The 20,334-nt window shown below is 37.0% G+C and carries 20 protein-coding genes; 1 reads left to right on the top strand and 19 read right to left on the bottom strand.

The window, feature by feature from the left end; genetic code table 11:
* The 19 genes from HXY53_08300 to pssA form a co-directional block, all read right to left on the bottom strand.
* Positions 1–164, bottom strand: a 164-nt coding sequence (locus tag HXY53_08300; GenBank protein NWF76550.1) for a DUF86 domain-containing protein, incomplete at its 3' end; no start/stop codon positions are given.
* 71 nt (positions 165–235) lie between these two features.
* The gene (locus tag HXY53_08295) at positions 236–529 is read right to left on the bottom strand and encodes a nucleotidyltransferase family protein (protein ID NWF76549.1); all 294 of its coding nucleotides are present in this window, start codon (positions 527–529) and stop codon (positions 236–238) included.
* 432 nt (positions 530–961) lie between these two features.
* Positions 962–1,432 (bottom strand): type II toxin-antitoxin system VapC family toxin, encoded by a 471-nt coding sequence (locus HXY53_08290; protein NWF76548.1) that lies wholly within the window; start codon positions 1,430–1,432, stop codon positions 962–964.
* A complete protein-coding gene (locus HXY53_08285; GenBank protein ID NWF76547.1) occupies positions 1,429–1,650 on the bottom strand; it encodes an AbrB/MazE/SpoVT family DNA-binding domain-containing protein in 222 nt (73 codons plus the stop codon). The genes HXY53_08290 and HXY53_08285 overlap by 4 nt, the downstream gene beginning before the upstream one ends.
* Before the next feature lie 340 nt (positions 1,651–1,990).
* The gene (locus tag HXY53_08280; protein NWF76546.1) at positions 1,991–2,407 is read right to left on the bottom strand and encodes a metal ABC transporter permease; all 417 of its coding nucleotides are present in this window, start codon (positions 2,405–2,407) and stop codon (positions 1,991–1,993) included.
* Between the two features lies 1 nt (position 2,408).
* The gene (locus HXY53_08275; GenBank protein NWF76545.1) at positions 2,409–3,152 is read right to left on the bottom strand and encodes a metal ABC transporter ATP-binding protein; all 744 of its coding nucleotides are present in this window, start codon (positions 3,150–3,152) and stop codon (positions 2,409–2,411) included.
* Positions 3,153–3,251: 99 nt separating this feature from the next.
* Positions 3,252–3,701, bottom strand: a complete 450-nt coding sequence (locus tag HXY53_08270; GenBank protein ID NWF76544.1) for a zinc ABC transporter substrate-binding protein — start codon at positions 3,699–3,701, stop codon at positions 3,252–3,254.
* 21 nt (positions 3,702–3,722) lie between these two features.
* Positions 3,723–3,932, bottom strand: coding sequence for a hypothetical protein (locus HXY53_08265; GenBank protein NWF76543.1), 210 nt, complete (start codon positions 3,930–3,932; stop codon positions 3,723–3,725).
* Positions 3,922–4,380 carry a transcriptional repressor gene (locus HXY53_08260; GenBank protein ID NWF76542.1) on the bottom strand — a complete coding sequence of 153 codons (459 nt, stop codon included), beginning with the start codon at positions 4,378–4,380 and terminating at the stop codon, positions 3,922–3,924. Before HXY53_08260 ends, HXY53_08265 begins: the two co-directional genes overlap by 11 nt.
* 470 nt (positions 4,381–4,850) lie before the next feature.
* Complete coding sequence (locus HXY53_08255; GenBank protein NWF76541.1) at positions 4,851–5,324, bottom strand: hypothetical protein; 474 nt, start codon at positions 5,322–5,324, stop codon at positions 4,851–4,853.
* Positions 5,324–6,055, bottom strand: coding sequence for a DUF4198 domain-containing protein (locus tag HXY53_08250; GenBank protein NWF76540.1), 732 nt, complete (start codon positions 6,053–6,055; stop codon positions 5,324–5,326). Before HXY53_08250 ends, HXY53_08255 begins: the two co-directional genes overlap by 1 nt.
* The gene (locus HXY53_08245; protein ID NWF76539.1) at positions 6,052–6,777 is read right to left on the bottom strand and encodes a DUF4198 domain-containing protein; all 726 of its coding nucleotides are present in this window, start codon (positions 6,775–6,777) and stop codon (positions 6,052–6,054) included. Before HXY53_08245 ends, HXY53_08250 begins: the two co-directional genes overlap by 4 nt.
* An 11-nt stretch (positions 6,778–6,788) precedes the next feature.
* The gene (locus tag HXY53_08240; protein NWF76538.1) at positions 6,789–8,636 is read right to left on the bottom strand and encodes a TonB-dependent receptor; all 1,848 of its coding nucleotides are present in this window, start codon (positions 8,634–8,636) and stop codon (positions 6,789–6,791) included.
* 324 nt (positions 8,637–8,960) lie between these two features.
* Positions 8,961–10,538, bottom strand: a complete 1,578-nt coding sequence (locus HXY53_08235) for a peptide-binding protein (protein NWF76537.1) — start codon at positions 10,536–10,538, stop codon at positions 8,961–8,963.
* Positions 10,538–12,634 carry a TonB-dependent receptor gene (locus HXY53_08230; GenBank protein NWF76536.1) on the bottom strand — a complete coding sequence of 699 codons (2,097 nt, stop codon included), beginning with the start codon at positions 12,632–12,634 and terminating at the stop codon, positions 10,538–10,540. Before HXY53_08230 ends, HXY53_08235 begins: the two co-directional genes overlap by 1 nt.
* Positions 12,616–13,374, bottom strand: a complete 759-nt coding sequence (locus tag HXY53_08225) for a class I SAM-dependent methyltransferase (protein NWF76535.1) — start codon at positions 13,372–13,374, stop codon at positions 12,616–12,618. Before HXY53_08225 ends, HXY53_08230 begins: the two co-directional genes overlap by 19 nt.
* A 412-nt stretch (positions 13,375–13,786) precedes the next feature.
* Positions 13,787–15,568, bottom strand: coding sequence for an adenosylcobalamin-dependent ribonucleoside-diphosphate reductase (locus HXY53_08220; protein NWF76534.1), 1,782 nt, complete (start codon positions 15,566–15,568; stop codon positions 13,787–13,789).
* 141 nt (positions 15,569–15,709) lie between these two features.
* The gene (locus HXY53_08215) at positions 15,710–17,218 is read right to left on the bottom strand and encodes a 2-isopropylmalate synthase (protein ID NWF76533.1); all 1,509 of its coding nucleotides are present in this window, start codon (positions 17,216–17,218) and stop codon (positions 15,710–15,712) included.
* Complete coding sequence (pssA, locus tag HXY53_08210) at positions 17,215–17,946, bottom strand: CDP-diacylglycerol--serine O-phosphatidyltransferase (protein NWF76532.1); 732 nt, start codon at positions 17,944–17,946, stop codon at positions 17,215–17,217. The genes HXY53_08215 and pssA overlap by 4 nt, the downstream gene beginning before the upstream one ends.
* Positions 17,947–18,478: 532 nt before the next feature.
* Here pssA and HXY53_08205 point away from each other — a divergent pair.
* Positions 18,479–20,334 (top strand): choice-of-anchor D domain-containing protein (locus HXY53_08205; GenBank protein NWF76531.1); only part of this gene is annotated, 1,856 nt, incomplete at its 3' end.

The raw sequence follows: 20,334 nt of genomic DNA, 5'->3' as shown, positions 1-20,334 counted from the left end.
TGACTAATCTTATCACGCATTTTTGCCATATCCTGCCATGGCAACTCTTTGTACCTATCTCTAATTGACTTAGGTACGTTTTTTGTTGCTTCTCCTATTATTTCGATTTGGTGTGCAACGGCACTTCTGGTCTTTCTATCAGAGTAGAATGCATGAAAGTCCATATCGGAGACAAAATTTTCAATATCGGTGATCGCTTGAAGAATATCCTTTAGAAAGAGAGAATAATCCCGTTTCAAATATAAACCACCTCTTTTAATATCCTGTTTTTGAGCTCAGGCCTAATCCCACTTTTTTCAACAAGATCTACTTTCTTTTTCAATATCCTTTGGAGGCGCATTTCAAGTTCAATAAGCTTTAAGAGGTCGGGAAGCTCATAATACTCAACCAATATATCTATATCACTCCTCTTTTTTTGCTCTCCACGCACAATGGACCCGAAAATACCGATTTCCTTGACATTATATTCTCTGACAACTTCTTCCTTATGCCTTTTCAAAATTTCCTTGATCTCTTCAAGCGTTTTCATTATATAAAACCTCTATTTTCAGCAATCAATTAATTTTATTCTAAACTACTTTCAGTTATCTAATAAATTATACAATATTACTTTATGATTATTTGCACAGAAGGATCATCCTTGTTACTTCATCCTATGATCACTCTGCAGCCATTGAATACTCTTTTCAGGCCTATCAGCTATACCGATTCATGCCTTATCCAGAAGTGCTTTCTCTCACTTCCTTAATACGAAAGGAGAACTTTTTAAATACTTCTATTATCCTATATCCTAATTGCATTTTTCGGGTTAAATGACTGATACGTAGTTAATGATAATTTTTTGGTTTCAGGATGTCAGAAAAAGACGGACTAAAAAAGATGAAAGATGTAAGAATTCCTGACTTATTTAGGAAAAAAAGATGCAATTTTAATCTTTCAGGGAAGAACCTTTAATAATAAATCACCCAGCAAGCTTTAAGTCTTTAAAGTATGTCTTATAGAATCCGCGGTCCCTGGTCAGTAAAAGTTTGGCATAAACAAGAGCATGGGCACCTATTATGAAATCACTAATAATATGCTGCCTGAATTTGACAGCTGATTTACATTCAGGACAGGTAACGGGGATAGCTTTGCCGCAATTGGAGCATTCTAAAGCAACCTTTCTGTTTCTGACATATTCTTTCCATGCTTTACCCGCACGGTACAATACTTCTTTGTTAGAGGGCATCATCCTTATTCCTGTGTCTGAGAAAAAATCATGCAATTCCTGCTCATCTGAAAATTGAGTTGCTAACTCGGCGTATACAAGCTCACATATGATAAGCTGACCCTTTGACAGGTATTCATTAAGTATTTTTTTCGAGGATGTCAAATAAGTCTCATCAGGTATCAGTATGTCAAGTAAAATATTGGTATCTATCGCTGTTATCATCTGCCCCTTAGTTCATCAGTTATTGTGTCAGATTTTTTACCCTTAAGTGTTTTCAGCTTTCCAACCCATTTATCAAAAGGAGATTCTTTAACTGCTTTTTTAATATAAAAAATACCGTTTTTTTCAATAAAGCTTATCCTTTCTCCCGATTCAATTCCGAGCTTATCCCTCACTTTTTTGGGAATTGTTATCTGTCCTTTGGATGTAACCTTTGCCACCAGCATAAACATCTCCTGTAAGGAATATAATCCTTACTTTCATTGTAAGGATTATAAATAAATTTGTCAATTATGCTCATTGACATATAAAAGATACTATTTTTGTTCTGCTTGATTTCAATAGTTGTATAGATTACCTGATTTTGGGTTAATAAAAATATAATACTACTCCACTTATAAATAAATTAGTAGCTGAAATTCGCCTTAAATTAAAAAAGATTTTCATTCATATTTCTTTAATAAAAAAAATGGGCGTTTTGCCCAGATGTCAATACGGAACACCAAATCTTTTACAAAACAATAGACCTTGCGGATTGCTGTAACACATTCAAAACATATTTTAATTTCCATACATCTGCACAGCACGCCGTAAAAGAAACGCAATAAAAAAAGGAAAAAGTTCACCCATGACAATTGTTGCGCCTGTTGGAAGATTTATATTAAAAGATGCATAAATCCTGATAAGCACCGAAGATATGCCGACTAATGATCCGTAAAGCTTTGCTTTTTGCATTAATTTCATGATCCCCACCGAACTCACAACGACGATTGGAATAGCAATTAATGCTGGATTTTGTTTAAGAAGCAACCCGACTGCTACACTTCCGAAGGTTACATGGGCAAGTCCATCTCCAATCAAGGCAAGCCTCCGCAACACAAGAAGTACGCCAAGAACCGAGCATGCTAAGGCGATAAACAATCCTGCAATAAATGCTCTTTTAATGAATTCATAATGAAGCGCACTTAATATGTCCATATCATCCATGCCTGTAACAGACAAGATGCTGTGTAAATGTTCCGAGATACTGTGTCATGTCTTTTGACAGACGGAAGTCTTCAAAGCTTCCATAAAAAATGACCTTCTTATCAAGGTACAAAAGCTTTGAAGCGTAAGTGCCTATGCTTGCTATGTCATGGGTAATAAAAAGGATTGTCATCTTTTTATTGCTGTTAAGATGGTAAATAATTTTAAAGAAAGTTCCCCGCGCGTCAGGATCGAGTGCTGTAGTCGGCTCATCAAGGATTAATAGCTCTGGTTTATTAACTATCGCACGTGCAACAAGGACCCTTTGCTGCTGACCTCCCGAAAGCTCACCAAACAATGTATCTTTCAGATCACTTACATTGATTAATGCCATAGCTTCGTTTATCAGCACTTCTTCATCCTTCGTGATATGTTTTAAAATTTTTTTCCCAGACAACAGTCCCATCGAAACGATCTCCTTTACTATAGCAGGGAAATAAGGATTGAAATGAATCAATTTCTGTGTAAGATAGCCTATATTCTGCCTGTTTCTAAACGCTGACGGATTTGTCCCGAACAGACTGACGGTACCACTTTTCTGTTTCAAAAGACCAAGGATGATCTTGATGAGAGTGGTTTTTGCGGAACCATTTGGCCCGACAAGACCAATATAATCACCCTTTTCTATTTCAAAAGTAACTTCAGACAGCGCTTCAAACTGCCCATAGCTGAAACAGACTTTGTTTACAGATACAATGGGAAGCTATATATTCGATCTTTTGTTTCCTAATCTGATTAACAAGCTTGATCAAATCATTATTCAGGCGAAAATCCTTGGGCAGCAGAATATGCCAAATTATATCTTTTTGCCAGATAGCCAAAAGCATAATGCCCGCGTAAATAATTGTTTTCGTTCTGCAGGCAGACAGCGTATTTTTATATGCATTGTCCAGTTCGGTGAGTTTAGACTGATAGTTTTCAAGATTTTTCCAGTAAAACTCAGCGTTTTGTGGATCAATCTCGGAAAATGCTTTGTGATATTTGCTGCCATTGTTTTGGCATTGTCAAAATCAAGCCAGATGTGCGGATCAATTCTGTCATGATCGTGGTGTTCTTTCCCCGACTTATGGTGATGAACTACTTCATGGTCATGTTCGTGCTCCTTTTCTTCTTTCACCAGTTCGACACCAAAACTGGCGTCAACAACTTTTACTTTTTTGTCAGTGCTCTTAATAATGTCATGTGCCCATGGTTCCATAAACTTTCCTGTGTACACAAAAATATCGGATACATTGATTTTTACAATATCACTGGGTGTAGGCTCAAACTAATGGGCTTCAACTCCAGGTGGTAAAAGCAAAGAAATGTCCGCTTTGTCCATCCCAATCTTTTTTGCCATATCATATACTGGAAAGAGCGTTGTAGTAACCTTGAGTTTCTTAATACCTGAGGGTTCTTGCGTCCCCTTTGAACATGCGGTAAAGAAACCGACCAGAATTATAATAATACATAAGGCAATCACCTGTTTAACTTTCATTTCCATCTCCTTTTTTGTTCAGACAATTACGACAGTAACCATTCACCTGAAGAATATGCGAAACTACTTTTCCATTGAGTTTCCTCTTCACTTCCTTCTGTAGTTCCACAAGCGCGCAGAATTTGATATCCTCAACACTGCGGCATGAAAGACAGATAAAGTGATGATGATGGGCCCTGTTCGGGCAAAAATAATAATAAAGCTGCCGGTTAGGATGAACAACCTTTGAGATGATATCCCTTTCCGAAAGTTCTTCCAGAATACGATAGACTGTTGGAAGACCTATCCTTCCGATATGTTTTTTCATCTTTGACCATATTTCTTCAGGGCTCAGGTATGATGATTCATTCAGCAGAATATCAAGAAGTGCAAGTCTTTTCGGAGTAATTTTCAGATTTAAACTCCTCAAGATCTGCGGAAAATCGGAATTGGTGATTTTCTCTTTCATTTTTATAGTTTTCATATATCTTACTTTATTGAAAAAACATTTTCGGTTTTATTAATTGTAGATACCCGGCTGAATACTTTATTATTAAGCCTTTGAACACAACTTTTGCAAAAAACAACGAAGCCTCCGAAAACTACAAACCACCACACACCTATGGGACAACCCTGCTTGCCGCAGCATGGGCAGGTTGAAGTCAGTATTGTACCGGATGAAATAATGAACCACAAGCGCACCAGAGATGAACAATAAAGCCATTTCAGTATCTTAGTAAATCGCATTTATTACCTCTTTCGTCTCCATATCTAAATAGAAATCATTTCTATTTAATATAAAGTGTAATATAAAACTCAAGCCAAAAATTATATGATGGAAAACTACAATGTTGAATTACAGGGCTAAATATAGGCAACCACTTACTTGTTTTGGGATTATATAAACATTTGAATTCATATTATTTTAAGGTTAATTATTTATAGATATTTAGAGCGCTTGCTATCATTCTGCACTACCACCTTTTTCTTTGTTTTCAGCAAAGCCCATACACCAAATATCGCAAGTAGAATGCTTATACCTACAAAAGCCTTTGTGTATTTGGCAACCAGGGGCTTTTTAAAAGATTCCATAAAAAGATTTTCATTAACATTTACCACAATCTGTGCCCCATGCATCCCATGTTCGGATTCTCCATAGACATTTATGACCCATTTCCCTTTCCTGTCTGGCAGGAATGAGACAAAACCGTTTTTGTCCGTCCTTCCTTTCTGATGGGGTATCTTATCGCCCGGACCAAAAATTTCATATGAAGAATAGCTTGCAGGGTCATCCTCTGTGTAAAAAACACGCACACTTATGCCTTTGTTTTCTACATGATAATTAACAGTATGGGCTTCTGCCCCTGAATATATCAGGAGCAGAAGCATTATAATTGTAAAAGATCTTAACATCACTTTACCTCAAAGGTAAGAACAGTGGTATAAGATAGATAATCGGCGTCAGAATTATCTTTTGCTGGTATTCTGTATTTAGCAATAATAAACTGCTGTCCTTTTTCACTTATTTTTACATTAGCGAAACCTTGTTTATCAGTCCTGATTATTTCTCTATTTATTTCTATCGCAACTCCTTCAACTGTAGAGCCATCAAAATAAATCTTAACTGGCAGAATTTCTCCAGAATTTAATATAAAAGGATTCTTAAGCGGTACAATCTCAAACTTTAATCCCGCAGGTTTTGTTATGATATGGCTGTATGCAAATATACCCTTGGCAAAATGTGAAGAATAAATTGAGTCTATTACCTGCAGCCCTGATTTTATAGCTTCTTTTTTTTTAAGTCTTTTTTTTCCGTCAGGGGTAGTTACAAGATAACCACCTTCAAAGGAAACAGCAATAATTGATACGCCGTCTTTTGAGGAAAAGTAAACCATATCTTTTTCATTTTTCCTTATTAATGAGACTTCCTTACCATTGATGTCAAAAGCCTTTGCCTCTTTTAACTTTCCAGGTTCATAAGAGCTTAAATCAGGTGGATGCCCCCACAAGACCTTGAAAATACTATTTTCTTTCTCTATCCAGAGGTAATGGGCAAATGCAGACTTTGTCAAAATAAGAAGAATAATAATTATAATGGATGTAAATAGTTTTATCTTCATTGTTGCAAACTCCGCGCTTTTCATTTAGACCCTTCAAAAACTTGAAAGGTTAGTGATGCAGAAAAATCAACCTTATGGTTACATACAAGCATATAAATACCAGCTTGAGGAATTTTCAAGTTAGCTATTCCATCTTCGTTGCTTTTTGTAAAAAAAGGAAACGGTTCGTCCTCAGAGTAGTAGCCCGCATAGGTTGCATACAAGTATGTTGATAAAGGTTTTCCTTCAAAAAGTATCTTAACAGAAATGTTATCTCCAGCTTTTATATCCTTTGGGTCTTTTAAAGGAATAATCTCAATACGGTGACCTAAAGGTTTACTGATACTACTCTTCCCTTCGCCAACAGAGACAATTGATTTAGCATACTTTTCAGAGGCTACATGCTGCCTGTCACCTTTTACCTTTCTATAAGCGGTGATCAAATACGAACCTTTTTGATCAGGAATGAATTCTCCAACTAAAGCGCCTGACCTGTCACCAGTCTTGTCTTCCCATGTATTTGTGATAATTTTCTTTTGCCCTTCAGGGTCGAGATAAGAAAATTCTGCAAGGCTGTCTCTGCTTATCAGGATATCGTAATAAGGGAAATTGTGACCAAACACTACTTTCGCTATAATTTTTTCTTTTGTTGATGTATGATTATCAACATTAATCCACAAGTCATGAGCGAATGATAGACCTGTCATTATAAAATACATGCTTGACGCTAATAAGATAATAATGCATTTCTTTATTTCTTTTTTCATAATATTCTCTCCTATATTTTTACACCCAGTTTACCGAAATAGACCCTTCCAAGCCACTCCTTGTTTGGCTCTCCGTAATCAGAGCCAAATATGTTATCTATATCCAATGAAAATGAGATGTTTTTTGTGATTTCTTTAATTATTTTTAGGTTTGAGACAGAATATTCTTTTATTTCAGATGTGTTTGTCTCATTGCTGAAAGCCTTTGAATAATAGTTTGTTACCCAATGTATAGAAGCCAATAATCGCTTAATTTCATAATTCAATCCTATATTAACTGTATTGTGCGGGCTATATGGCAGCTCTTTTTTTAACTCCTTATTCTCTGTATCAAGATATGTATAACCTAAACTCACACCGAAGTTATCAATAATATAAGCCGTTAAGCTGAATTCAATCCCCTGTGTATAAGCTTCTCTCACATTCTTCCATGTGCGAACAGGAACATTATCTATTTTATCTGTTGTATCAACTGCAATGATAACGTCTTTTACATCATTCCTATAAAGACTTAAATTAGCGGATATCCTGTCCGAAATAATCTGTTCAACTCCTGCTGAATAACCCCACGAAACTTCTGGATTAAGATCTGGGTCAGGTCTATTCCACCAATTACCGTGTTTAAAAAAAACATAAAGTTGTCTGATCGTTGGCGATTTGAATGCTCTACCTACCGATGCTCTTAATCTTGTCTTATCAGAAATCTCCCACATAATACTTGCTTTAGGATTAAATTCAGTTCCATAAAGTGAATGATTATCTAATCTACCACCAAAAACTATGCTAAAAGGTTTAGGTGTCATCTCATCCTGCAGATAAAAACTACATACTTTGTCCTGTTTATCTGCAAAACTTGCATTAATATCACGTAGCAGATATTCAACCCCAGCAGTTGCAAGATGTATTTTGCCAAAAAGTCTTGAGTATTGAACTTCTGCATCGTTATAAGTAATGTCACCAAAGCGTCGGGTATAACCTGGGGAAAAAGAGTCCATATTAAGCCTATTCCAATATCCTTTAAATTTTAAAACTGATGTATCAGGTAATGTTAATTCCAGAGATGGACTGAATTTGATTTTTTCATCAATCTGATACTGCCACTCTGATTTATCATAATTCATTCCTACAGAAAAATTGACATTTTCAGAAATAGAATATAAAAGTTTTGTCATTATATGTTTTGCTTCAAATTTATCTTTTGATGCACTATAGCGCCCTCTTTCAGATTTTTCACTTTGAGCGCTGAGCAAAACACCAATGTTCTTAATTTTTTGACCATAACTAATACTTGCCATAGATGTTTCTTCTGAACCATAACCAGCGTTTAACGTAAACAACGGTTTCTCAGGTATCGGTTTTGTTATGATATTTACAACACCTGCTATAGCATCGCTCCCGTATAATACAGAGCCCGGGCCTTTAACAATCTCTATCCTCTCTATCATTTCAACTGGTATCTGATTGATACTTATCCCGTATTCTCCCATACCACCGCCAAGGACTCTCTCACCGTCAATGAGTATGAGCCCATAGCCGCGGTCAAAATCAAAACCTCTTAATCTTGACAAATAAGATGACGAGCCTGGAACATTCTCACCTCTTATATAAAAACCTGGCACATCTTTCAAAATCTCAGATACATTTTTTGCATTAGAATTTTTAATATCCTCCTGACTAATTAAGACAGTCTCAACAGGAACATCTTCTAATTTATGCGGGGTTTTAGTGGCGGTTACCACAATTTCCTCAAGCTTCGCCTCCCCATTCTCATCTTTTTTTATCTCTTCTGCTATTGCGAATGATGCCATAATCAACAATCCCAGAAATAAACATGAGAAAATTTCAATAAACTTCTTCACCTTTCCCTCCTTCTTTCCTCTCACTCCCTTCTCTGTTAAAATAAAAAAGGGGCGTTGCTACCACATCGCTTTCCTTTGGGGCAGGGAGTCCTCCCAAAGACCATCCCTGCCCTGATTATTTATACCTTTCAATCTGAAATCTCAAATCTCAATTCTCAATTCTGATTGCTCTCACCTCCTTCACCGACTGAATAATTATGACGTTATGAAAGTGCCCTGTGTTTCGAAAAAATCCGGTATGGAGGGAAACTCCCTCCATACCGTCCTCCAGAGGGTTAGCAAATATCCAGAGGAAACCCTAATAAATCTATGCTTGAATTAAAACTATTGCTCAACATACCACTCAGCGATGTTATGGAGCATCCCCGCAGGCGACGTAATTATGCCTTTGATTCTTTTATGCGCAATGAACAGCAGGTCTGCATTATAAAGAAATATGCACGGTTGTTCTTCTGCGAGTAGTTCATGAAGTTTATGATAAATCCTTTGCCTGTCAGCTATTGTAATCGCCCTTCTTCCATTTTCGAGTAGCATGTCAAGTTCTTTATTCTTATAACTTAGAAAATTCCATTCACCCTCTTTAGTCTTGCTCGAATGCCATAACTCATATATGTCTGGGTCCCAGAGATATGCACGCGACAGAACAATTGCTTCAAACTGATGCTTGCTGATTACATTGTGTCTGAACGCCTGCCATTCAAGTGTGCGTATGTCAGTTTCTATTCCAATTGCCTTAAGATTGCTCTGAATTATCTGGGCAGTTTTTATGTTCTCTTTATTCTCATAATTCGTAAGAATCATAAAAGACATTAAGTCAGCATTTTTTCTAAGTATCCCGTCTGTCCCTTTTTTCCATCCTGCCTCTATCATTAATTCTAAGGCTTTCTGCGGATTATAGGCGTAAGACTTTGCTTCTCTGTTGTAATACCATGCCTCAGGTGGATAAGGTCCTGTTGATCTGCTTCCAAATCCCCTTAAAACCGAATTAATTATTGCATCCTTATCAATTGCATAACTTATCGCCTGACGGACTCTTTTATCCTGAAATCTTCTGTCGATAAGATTTAATCCAAGGAAGCCATATCTAAATGAACCTGCACGATACTTAACAAAATCAGATGAAAGGTCCTCATGACCAGTTTTGTTATTAAACTGCATTGGTGATAGCTCCATCAAATCTATACTGCCTGCTTTTAATTCAAGAAACTGTGTTGCTGTGTCAGGTATTATACGTATAATAAGATTTGTGATTTTGGGGCGTCCTGCATGATAACTATCAAAAGCCTCCAGCCATAACCTCTGCCCATGCACCCATTCCCTGAGCTTGTATGGTCCTGTTCCTACAGGGAAATTTTCGAAGGATGTATTATTGACATCTTTATGTTGAAGTATATGTTTTGGGATAATGCCCACAGTCCAGCTCTCAAGCGCTGAACCATAAGGCTCATCGTAAGAGACAGATACAGTATAAGGATCTAATGCCCTGACTTCCTTCACTGATCCAAAGTTATCTTTTAAAGAGGTTGCTACACTTGGAGATATAAAAGTGTTATAGGTGAAGACTACATCATTTGCGGTGAACTGGTTACCATCATGCCATAATACATCTTTTTTAAGATGGAAAATGATTTTCCGTCCTCCATCAAGAATATCCCATGATTCAGCAAGGTCGCCTTTAATTTTCATATCCTTGTCGAATTTCGTAAGGCCACTGAATATAAGGCCGCTTACAGAATAAGAAATAAGATCAGTAAGGAACACGGGATTTAATCTTTTTGGTTCTGAGGATATTGCAATAGTAATAGTATCTGCTGCTCTGCTTTTTTTAACATCTCCACGGCAACCACTTAAAATAATAATTCCTGCAAAGAGTATCGAAAAAATCTTAAGGAACTTCTGCACTAAAAGATCACCTTCAATCCAATGCCAAAATTCCGCTCCGCAGCAGGAAATCCGAAACGTTCCTGATAATCTTCATCAAAAAGATTATGGACATATCCAGTTATGTCGATATTTTTCATGACAGGATATGATGCCTCAATATCAGCAGTCACAAAGGAATCCTGCTTTCTTACTCTTAGTTCAGTATTCCCAAGAGTATTATTGTTATAAATAACTTTCTGGCTTGAAACATATTTTGCATATACTGAAATTTTCTCCTTCTTCGAACCTTTATACTGTATCCCTGCATTAATCTTATGTTTGGGCAGTCCAGGGATTTCATCAAAATCCCTGTCCTCTGGAGCTACGAAATTGCTAACAAATGGATCACCTTCGGTCTCACTCTTTTGAAAAGTGTAGTTTGCAAATGCAGAAAAACCCTTTCCTAATTGCTGTGCTACTTCCATTTCTATTCCATAGAGTTTTGCTTTATCAATGTTGTAGGAGATGAAGTTTATTAAATCAAACTGAATATAGTCATCAATTCGGTAGTAATAAGGTGATATTTCAACCCTTGTTTTTGTAGGAAACTCAGCCTTCCACCCACCCTGTATCATAATGCCATCTTCCTCATCAAAGGGCAGTTGAGATGTATTAACCCCAGCATCTGGTGAATAATGCCAGTAATGTTCAGGTGGCGTTGGCATTCTTAAGGCACGTGAAATACTGAGATATGCCAGTCCATCTTTATCATAGTTATAGGTTACTTTTACTGATGGAGCAAAACCTTCCATTGATATATCTTTAATACCTTCAGCCTTCCCGGCAGGTCCTGCATTACCTTCATAAGATGTATATCTAATACCTGGTGAAACAATAAACTTTTTTGAAATTGCTATATCATCCACAAGAAAGATACCGAGAACATCTGAGTTTACATAGTTGCGATTCCTGAATGCACTTCTGAAGTCATCTGAAAAATTCCTATCACCATCATCTTTAAACCTTTTATAATCAATACCTGTTGTGATTGTATGATTCTTAAGATACAGAATGTATGATGCATCTGCTCCGTAAGACCTGTCATCATAAAACTCTTTATGAAATACCCTATCCAGCGATTCACGGGTATTGTAGGCCTCTCTATCACCATGATTCCACCAGTAAGCAAGATTTAAGATGCTGTTTGAAAATGTCTGTTCATAACCGAGATTTATGTAATATTTCTCTTTCTTCCACCAACTACCGGGCTCAGGAGTTGCACCCATTCCACCATACATTATTTCTCCGTCAGATGCAGGATAATCACTATCAATTGGTTCATCATAATCAGGGCTATCAAAATCATTTGATTGTCTATTTGGAACTATAAAACCCTTTTTGACATTTATATACTGAAAGTCACCTTTAATTTTCCCTTTCCACGGTAAATCATATCCAAGATGAACATTTGCATTTTTTAACCAGTAATCGCCATTTCTGAGATAACCGTCACTTTCTGAATATCCGCCGCTTATCGAATATTCAAAGTTTCCTGGTTTCCATGCATGGAAAAAACTTAAAGTATATGTATCAAAGCTCGCACCAAGTCCTTGAATTTCGAACACTGGTTTCTTTTCGGGCTTTTTTGTTACAAGATTTATAACGCCTCCAAGTGTATTGCCATAGCGAGGATCACTAACACCCTTAATTACTTCTATCTTTTCTATGTTATTTAGTGGTATCGTCGTCCAATCGATAAAATAACCACCTGCTGTTCCGGATATATTCATTGTTCTACCATCGATTGTTACAAGAATACGACGAGAACCAAAGCCTCTGATTTTTATTGAATCGTCATCAAGAGCTGCCCCAACCTCCTGAGGCCTTTGAATATCAATACCCGGTTGACGGTTCAATGCAGAATCGAGCGTTGAGCCGATTCCTTGCAAAAGCAATTCAGGCAAAATTGTAGTCATATTTGGTGTTTCTAATTCTTCTTTGATTTCACTCTCTGAAATTGTTATTTCATCAAGTTGAAATATCTTTGTATATGTCCCATTCACCTGAGTTTGTTCTTGAGCAAAGCTTACGGAAGTGGGTAAAAACAACAAACAGATTAATATCCTGAAAAACATGGTATACCCCCTTTATTGGAATTTATATTGAAAATTGCCTTATTCTTTGCCCACCAAAATATGCCAACTGTTGTATAACCTTTTTTCCACAAATGACCTCTTTCGTATGTCAGTTGCAACATCAACTCGGTCCTTTCGTTGTAAACAGGTATTCTTCCATTTTTGAAAGTCCAGTGTTCAATAGCTTCCTCCAGACAGTGATAGGCATAAGAACTTTCGGTTTCGATAAATTTCTTATATATGATTTCATAATCATATAATCTTTCTCTTATCGCCAGATCGGAAAAATGTATTTCAGTAACAATAAAGATATTTTCAGGTTCTGCCATAAAAATCTTTTCAAGTCCATATAAAAATCCCAGCTCGGTTAAATGAAGGCTGTTAGATGCTATGACAAGGTCATGATCAAATATTTCGCTAATGGGCATTTCTTCCCATCTTCTGCTTTCAATCGAAATATTATTAATTCCCGCTCTTTTGACTCCTTCGTATAATAGATTCCTCATGCCCTCCGAGGGCTCAAGCGCTGTTACATTACAGCCAATCGCACATAAAGGAAGAGAGAGTATTCCATTGCCTGCACCGATATCGAGAACCTTCCATGCTGGTTTAACAAGTGAAGTGAGAATTTTAATAATTTCGCTATGATAGCTATTATGCTCTATCCATAACTTGTACCATTTAGCATTTTTATCCCAGAACTGAACTGTAGAATTTACTTTAAGTTTTGTTTCTTTCATGTCCCCCAAAACAAAAAAGCCCTGAAAGCTCACCTTCAGGTGATAGGCCTTCAAGGCTTTTTCTAAAAATCTTTCAATTAGCCTAAATGCTGCATAGATTTTTTAAGTCCTATTAGAAACCATTTAACTTTCTCATAGGACAAAAAAACCATGAAGACTGATACCTTCTTGGCGTGTAGCCTTCATGGCTTAATATTTTTGAGAAAAAAATAAACTTATTTTAAATGTTAATAAAATATATTGATTCAACATTTTTGTCAATATTTATTTTTGAAAATCTACTCCCATGATATCATTGATATAAAAGAAACCAAATTAGGAATAATAGAAAAAAAAGAGAGAAGCGATGTAATTCTTTTTGGGATTACTATGAAAAATAGAGCGTATTTATTGGAGGAAATTCTCGGAGAAATTAATCGGTATCTGTAAATCTTATCAGCGTGCCTTTTTTTGCAGTTCCATATCGAAAAATCGTAATGCCTTTACAACCCTTTTCATAAGCTAACATAAATGCCTTTGCAACATCTTCTTTTTTGGCTCTGTAAGGCATATTTATCGTTTTTGAAACTGCATTATCTGTAAATTCCTGGAAACATGCCTGCATCTCTATATGGTCTTCTGGAGGAATTTCATGTGCAGTTTTAAATAGCCTCTTTATATCAACGGGAACTTCTTTAATACCCCATAAATGTCCTTTCTGAATAACCTTATTTTTCAGTTCTTCTGAATAAAAACCTCTCTCTTTTGCTATTCTGAAGAAGTATTTGTTTATCTCCGAGAGTTCTGTTTCCAGAATAAGCCTTTTATATGCGAGCGCAAAAATAGGTTCTATACCGCTTGAACAGTCGGCAATAATTGATAGAGTGCCTGTTGGCGCTATTGTAGTTGTTGTCGCATTTCTTACTTTTGGCATACCTGGAGAGTCATAAATTGAGCCTTGAAAATTAGGAAATGTCCCTCTTTGCTCAGCTATCTTAACAGATGTCTGACGGGCTTTGTCCCTGATAAATTTCATCAGATATCTTGCTATTTTGAATGCACTTTTATGATTATAGGGTATTCCGAGAAGTATAAGCATATCTGCCCATCCCATCACACCAAGACCAATCTTCCGATTACCTTTGTGCATTTGTTCTATTGCAGGGACAGGATATTTGTTTACATCAATTGCATCATCGAGGAAAACCACGGCTGTCTCTATATCATCGCTAAGGGACTGCCAATCTATTCGGCCGATCTGCTTGTCACCCTCCCTTCTCGCTCCCTTACCAAGGAGGGGATTAAGGGAGGGTATCCACCTTCCCTCAACTTCTGAATCTATGACATATTTTGATAAATTGATTGATCCCAGAACACAAGCCTCATAGGGCAAAAGAGGTTGCTCACCACAAGGGTTTGTTGACTCCATAACACCAATATTTGGAGTTGGATTATCTCTATTTATTCTGTCTATAAAAATAATTCCTGGGTCACCTGTTGTCCATGCGCTCTCTACCATTTCATCAAAAACAATTTTCGCTTTAATTCTGCCCATAATATTTCCGCTTCTTGGATTTATTAGATTATATTCTTCATCTTTTTTCACTGCATCTATAAAAGCATCTGTTACCGCAACTGAAATATTGAAATTCGTAAGTTCTCTTTCAGACCTCTTTATCCGTATAAATTCAATAATATCAGGATGGTCAACACGTAATATCCCCATGTTGGCACCCCGTCTCGCCCCACCCTGTTTTATGACTTCTGTGGCAGTATTGTAGATTTTCATAAAAGAAACAGGACCACTTGCTATCCCTCCTGTTGAACGAACTATGTCTGCCCTGGGACGTAGTTGAGAAAAAGAAAAACCTGTTCCACCCCCGCTCTGCAGGATTAAAGCAGCATTTTTTAACGTATCGAATATCGAATTCATCGAATCTTCAACAGGAAGTACAAAACATGCAGCAAGCTGCCCTAAATCTTTTCCTGCGTTCATAAGAGTAGGAGAATTTGGAAGAAATCTTAAATCCGTCATTATCTCATAGAATTTATCTTCCCATTCTGAAGGGTTGCTGTTATATAGACTTTCTGCAGAGGCCACAGTTCTGGCTACCCGCCTGAACATCTCTTCAGGAGATTCGATTATATTGCCATTTTCATTTTTCAGAAGATACCTTGCCCTGAGAATCTTCAACGCATTATCAGTAAGGTTCATAAACAGATTATATCAAAATTTTGATGCTTAAAATTTATCTATGCAGGGGCTCTCAATATAGGGGTGGAGATAAAAGCGAACTTATTGAAGCGATGGATATTTTTCCCGGAAAAATATAGATCGGGACTTCTTTTGCATTTATTACTTCTTTCTTGCCTCCAGTTTATTAAGAGCACTGATGTAAGCCTTTGCAGCAGCTACAATAATATCAGTATCGGCACCATGGCCTCTAACAGTTCTGCCATTCTCTTCAAGAGAAACCATCACTTCCCCAAGGGCATCAGTTCCACCTGTTATGGCTTTAATTTCGAATTTTAATAATTTGCTTTTTGTTTTTGTGATTGACGAAATTGCTTTATAAGTCGCATCTACAGGACCATCGCCCTGCTCCATTCTGTGTATAATATCCTCCCCAATTTTAAGCTTAACAGTTGCCGTGGGCTTCTGATTAATTCCACTAATGATGTGTAAATCTACAAGACTGTAAACCTCAGGCACCTTCGTTACATCTTCAGTAATTAATGCTTCAATATCCTCATCGAAAATATCTTTTTTCTGGTCAGCAAGTCTCTTAAACTTCTCGAATGTTTTATTCAACTCTTCATCAGTAAGAGAATATCCGAGTTCCTTCAGTCTCGTCTTGAATGCATGCCTTCCAGAATGTTTACCAAGAACAAGCTTTGTTGAATGGAAACCAACACTTTCAGGTTTGATAATTTCATAGGTCGTCTTTTCTTTTAGAAGCCCATCCTGATGAATACCTGATTCATGGGCAAATGCATTTGCGCCGACAATTGCTTTGTTTGGCTGGACATAAATACCTGTTATTTTTGTCACAAGCCTGCTCGTTCGTAAAATCTCTTCAGTATTAATTTTTGTGTCTGCATTAAAAATATCTTTCCGTGTCCTTAATGCCATCACAACTTCTTCCATAGAACAATTCCCTGCACGTTCCCCTATACCGTTAATCGTGCATTCTATCTGCCCTGCCCCATTCAGCACTGCAACAAGAGAATTAGACGTTGCTAAACCAAGATCATTATGACAGTGAACCGAAATAACAGCCTTATTAATATTTTTAACCTTTTCAAATAGTTTTTTAATCATGCCACCAAATTCTATAGGGATACTGTAACCAACTGTGTCAGGTATGTTTACAGTTGTTGCTCCTGCCTCAATAACAGCTTCAACAACTTCACTTAGATAATTGATATCCGTCCTTGTTGCATCCATAGGAGAAAATTCAACATCATCTGTAAAACTCTTTGCAAACTTGACCATCTCAACAGACCTTTTTAACGCCTCTTCCCTACTAACTCTGAATTGATATTTGAGATGTATATCAGATGTTGAATGAAATGTATGTATCCTTTTTTTCGGCGCATCTTTGATTGCAGCCCAAGCACTTTTGATATCTTCTTCTCTTGCCCTGGCGAGGCTACAGATTATAGGGCCTTCAACTTCTGCTGCTATAGTTTTTATGGATTCAAAATCGCCAGGCGAGCTATATGCAAATCCAGCCTCTATAACATCAACTCCAAGACGTGCAAGCTGTTTTGCAACGGTTAATTTCTCTTCAATGTTCATTGAGGCGCCTGGTGACTGTTCTCCATCCCTGAGTGTAGTATCAAATATTCTTATTATTCTCATTGATTAGTTCCCATCTTCCTATAATTTTTTTTTCTTTTATAAAAAAGAACAATATTTTCAATTATACCGCTAATAAGATATAACATTGCAAATAGAAAAAGTGAAATTGGCGGATGTATTATTATTATTGTCAAAATTACAACTATTGCAACCAAAATCCAAAAAGGTTTACGCTTGCTGAAATTTAACTCTTTTGCACCATGAAATCTAAGTGTGCTAACCATAAGCACAGCAATAAAAACTGTTAGAAAAAGAATCAGAATGTTATTCTCAGGACCTTTATCCCATAACTGATACCAAAAAATAACGAGTGTAGATATGATTAGTGCTGCACCGGGTATCGGCATACCTGTAAATGACTTTGATTCTGTAGAGCCCATTTGAACATTATATCTCGCAAGCCTCAATGCACCACATGCGAGGAACAAAAATGAGGCAGCCCACCCTAATCTTCCGAAATCAATAAGCACCCACTTATAAATCATAACCGAAGGCGCAACACCAAATGCAACAAGGTCTGAAAGTGAATCGAGTTCTATACCAAATCTTGTAGTACTGTGCGTAAGTCGTGCAACCCACCCGTCAAGACCATCAAATATTGTAGCAATAACAATAGCCCATGCTGCATGCAGATAATTACCTTTCAGCGCAGAAAGAATTGAATAAAAACCCATTAACATACCGCAAAGTGTAAGGGTATTCGGAAGTATATATATTCCTTTTTTCATTTTTTAATTATAATAAAAATATTTATTATTTTACTGGTATTACTTTTTAAAATTTTTAAAATAATTATCTATTAGTCTTTTTAATAAATTCATAATTTTATTTGATTTGACAATGAAATTATTTGAATTGATGATTATAAATGAAAAAAGGGAAAGATTATTCTATACTATAAAAATATGTTATCTATTGTTATTTCCTATTTTATTAAAGGTGTAATTACTCTCCCGTATCAAGGACATCATAAACTCCAACAGGAATACATAGGAATAAAGGGATTCCCCGATCAAGTCGGGTAATGACGATATAAAAAGCGTTATGAAGAGTTACGGAAATTAACCGAGGAATCTTGTAATTAATAGCAAACGGTAATGCCAAAAGTTTTATGAAAAGCAGGAAGATAATTATGAAAGAGGAAAGTTTATCAATTCCGGTAGGACAGGCGTCTCGCCTGTTGGATTGAAAATCAAGAGTTTTAGACATTTTTGTTTAAAAACTTTTGACAATACTTAACAATTAAAAAGGAGGTGCTGTATGAAAACAAAAAAATTGGTTTGGACTTTTTTTGTTTGCTTTCTTGTTTTATTCCTGGCCATACCTTCAATAATGTGGTCTGCAACATTCAATGTTAGCGATATACCTCAATTCCAGTCTGCTTTGACTTTAGCTTCATCAAATGGCGAGGATGACACAATTAATGTGGCGGCTGGAACCTATACTTTAACAAGCACTCTTACCTATACTTCTACAGGCACTGAAAATCATTCTCTCGAAATCATAGGTGCTTCTTCCGGTTCAACTATTCTTTTTGGTGGTAACACCGCTCAGATTCTGAGCATTAATACAGTAGAGCCGGATGCAGATATCAGTGTGAGATATATTGAATTCCAGAATGGAAATTCATCAGGTAATGGCGGCGGACTTAATATTTCTGTAGATTCATCAGACATCTCGGTTGAACGTTGCGAATTTAATAATAATAGTGCTGTTGTTACTGGTGGAGGAGCCTCTTTAGTTTCGAACAGTGGTTCAGTCACTTTACAATACTGTGCTTTTAACAACAACTATGCTGGTAATGATGGCGCTGGCCTTTCAGCCTGGACTGATACAGGAACGATCTCTATCTCTAACAGCTCATTTGATAATAACAGCACAGCAGACACTGGAGGTGACGATGGCGGTGGAGCATCAGCGATTACAGTAAGCGGGCAGGTAACTGTAACAAACAACACTTTCAGTAATAATGAATCAGGGGATGATGGTGCTGGATTATTTACATATGTAGAGGGTGAAGGTGGGGATATTACAATATCCAACAATACCTTCACACACAATATAGCTGGCCTCGGCGGAGGTGGTTCATTCACGAGGATAAATCTATCAGGCACGGTTACCCTAACAAATAACACATTTACGAATAATAGCACTTTGAACGGCAGCGGAGGTGGTTCACTTGTATATTGCCAGAGCGGCTCTGTAAGTTTTACAGGTAATGACTACAGCAATAATACTACTTCTGTCTCTGGTGGTGAGCCCGATGGTGCAGGTGTATGGACCTGGATAGGCAGTGGGTCATTAACCCTGACTGCAAACCGTTTCTATCACAATGATGCAGGAAGAAACGGAGGTGGTTTAAGTCTAAATTCTGAAACAGGGACAATCACCCTGGCAAATAATATCTTTCATAATAATAGTGCTGTTAACGTAGGTGGAGGAATTTCGATTGCTACTAGCACAGCCACTGCCGGTTTCTACAATGATACATTTCATAACAATTCTGCTGCTGACGGCGGTGGTATAGATTTTTATTCCTTAAGCAGTAGCACAAACGTACATATCTATAATGCCATAATCTGGGATAGCACACCTCAGGCAATATCAGAATCAGGTGTTGGTAGGGTGTTAGCTGTATATTCTGATATTGAAGGTGGAACTGGGCAATCATGGTTTGGAACAGGATGTATTGATTTAAATCCATTATTCACTGACCCGACTAATGGAGGTTTCCAGCTTCAAGCTGGTTCTCCATGTATTGATTCAGGGAATTCTTCACCATGGATTCCATCTACTGATTTTGATGGAAATCCGAGGGTTTCAGGTACTGAAGTTGACATGGGAGCTTTCGAATACGGCTCAGGGGTGAGTGATGCCCCCAACATATCGGTTTCCCCTTCCTCTAATGATTTTGGAAGTATAACTATCGGAAGTTCATCTTTACCGCAAACCTTTACGATATCAAATACAGGGACAGCAGATCTTGATATAAGTGCAATGAGTATTATCGGAGGAGATAGCAGTCAGTTTATACTTCAGTTAGGCACATGCACAAGCCTTACACCAACAATCTCTCAAGGTGGAAGCTGCACTGTTACAGTAACCTTTTCTCCGAC

It is taken from the genome of Nitrospirota bacterium, from assembly GCA_013388455.1.
GTDB lineage: Bacteria > Nitrospirota > Thermodesulfovibrionia > Thermodesulfovibrionales > SM23-35 > JACAFF01.
This window is presented reverse-complemented; position numbering and strand designations above follow the sequence as displayed.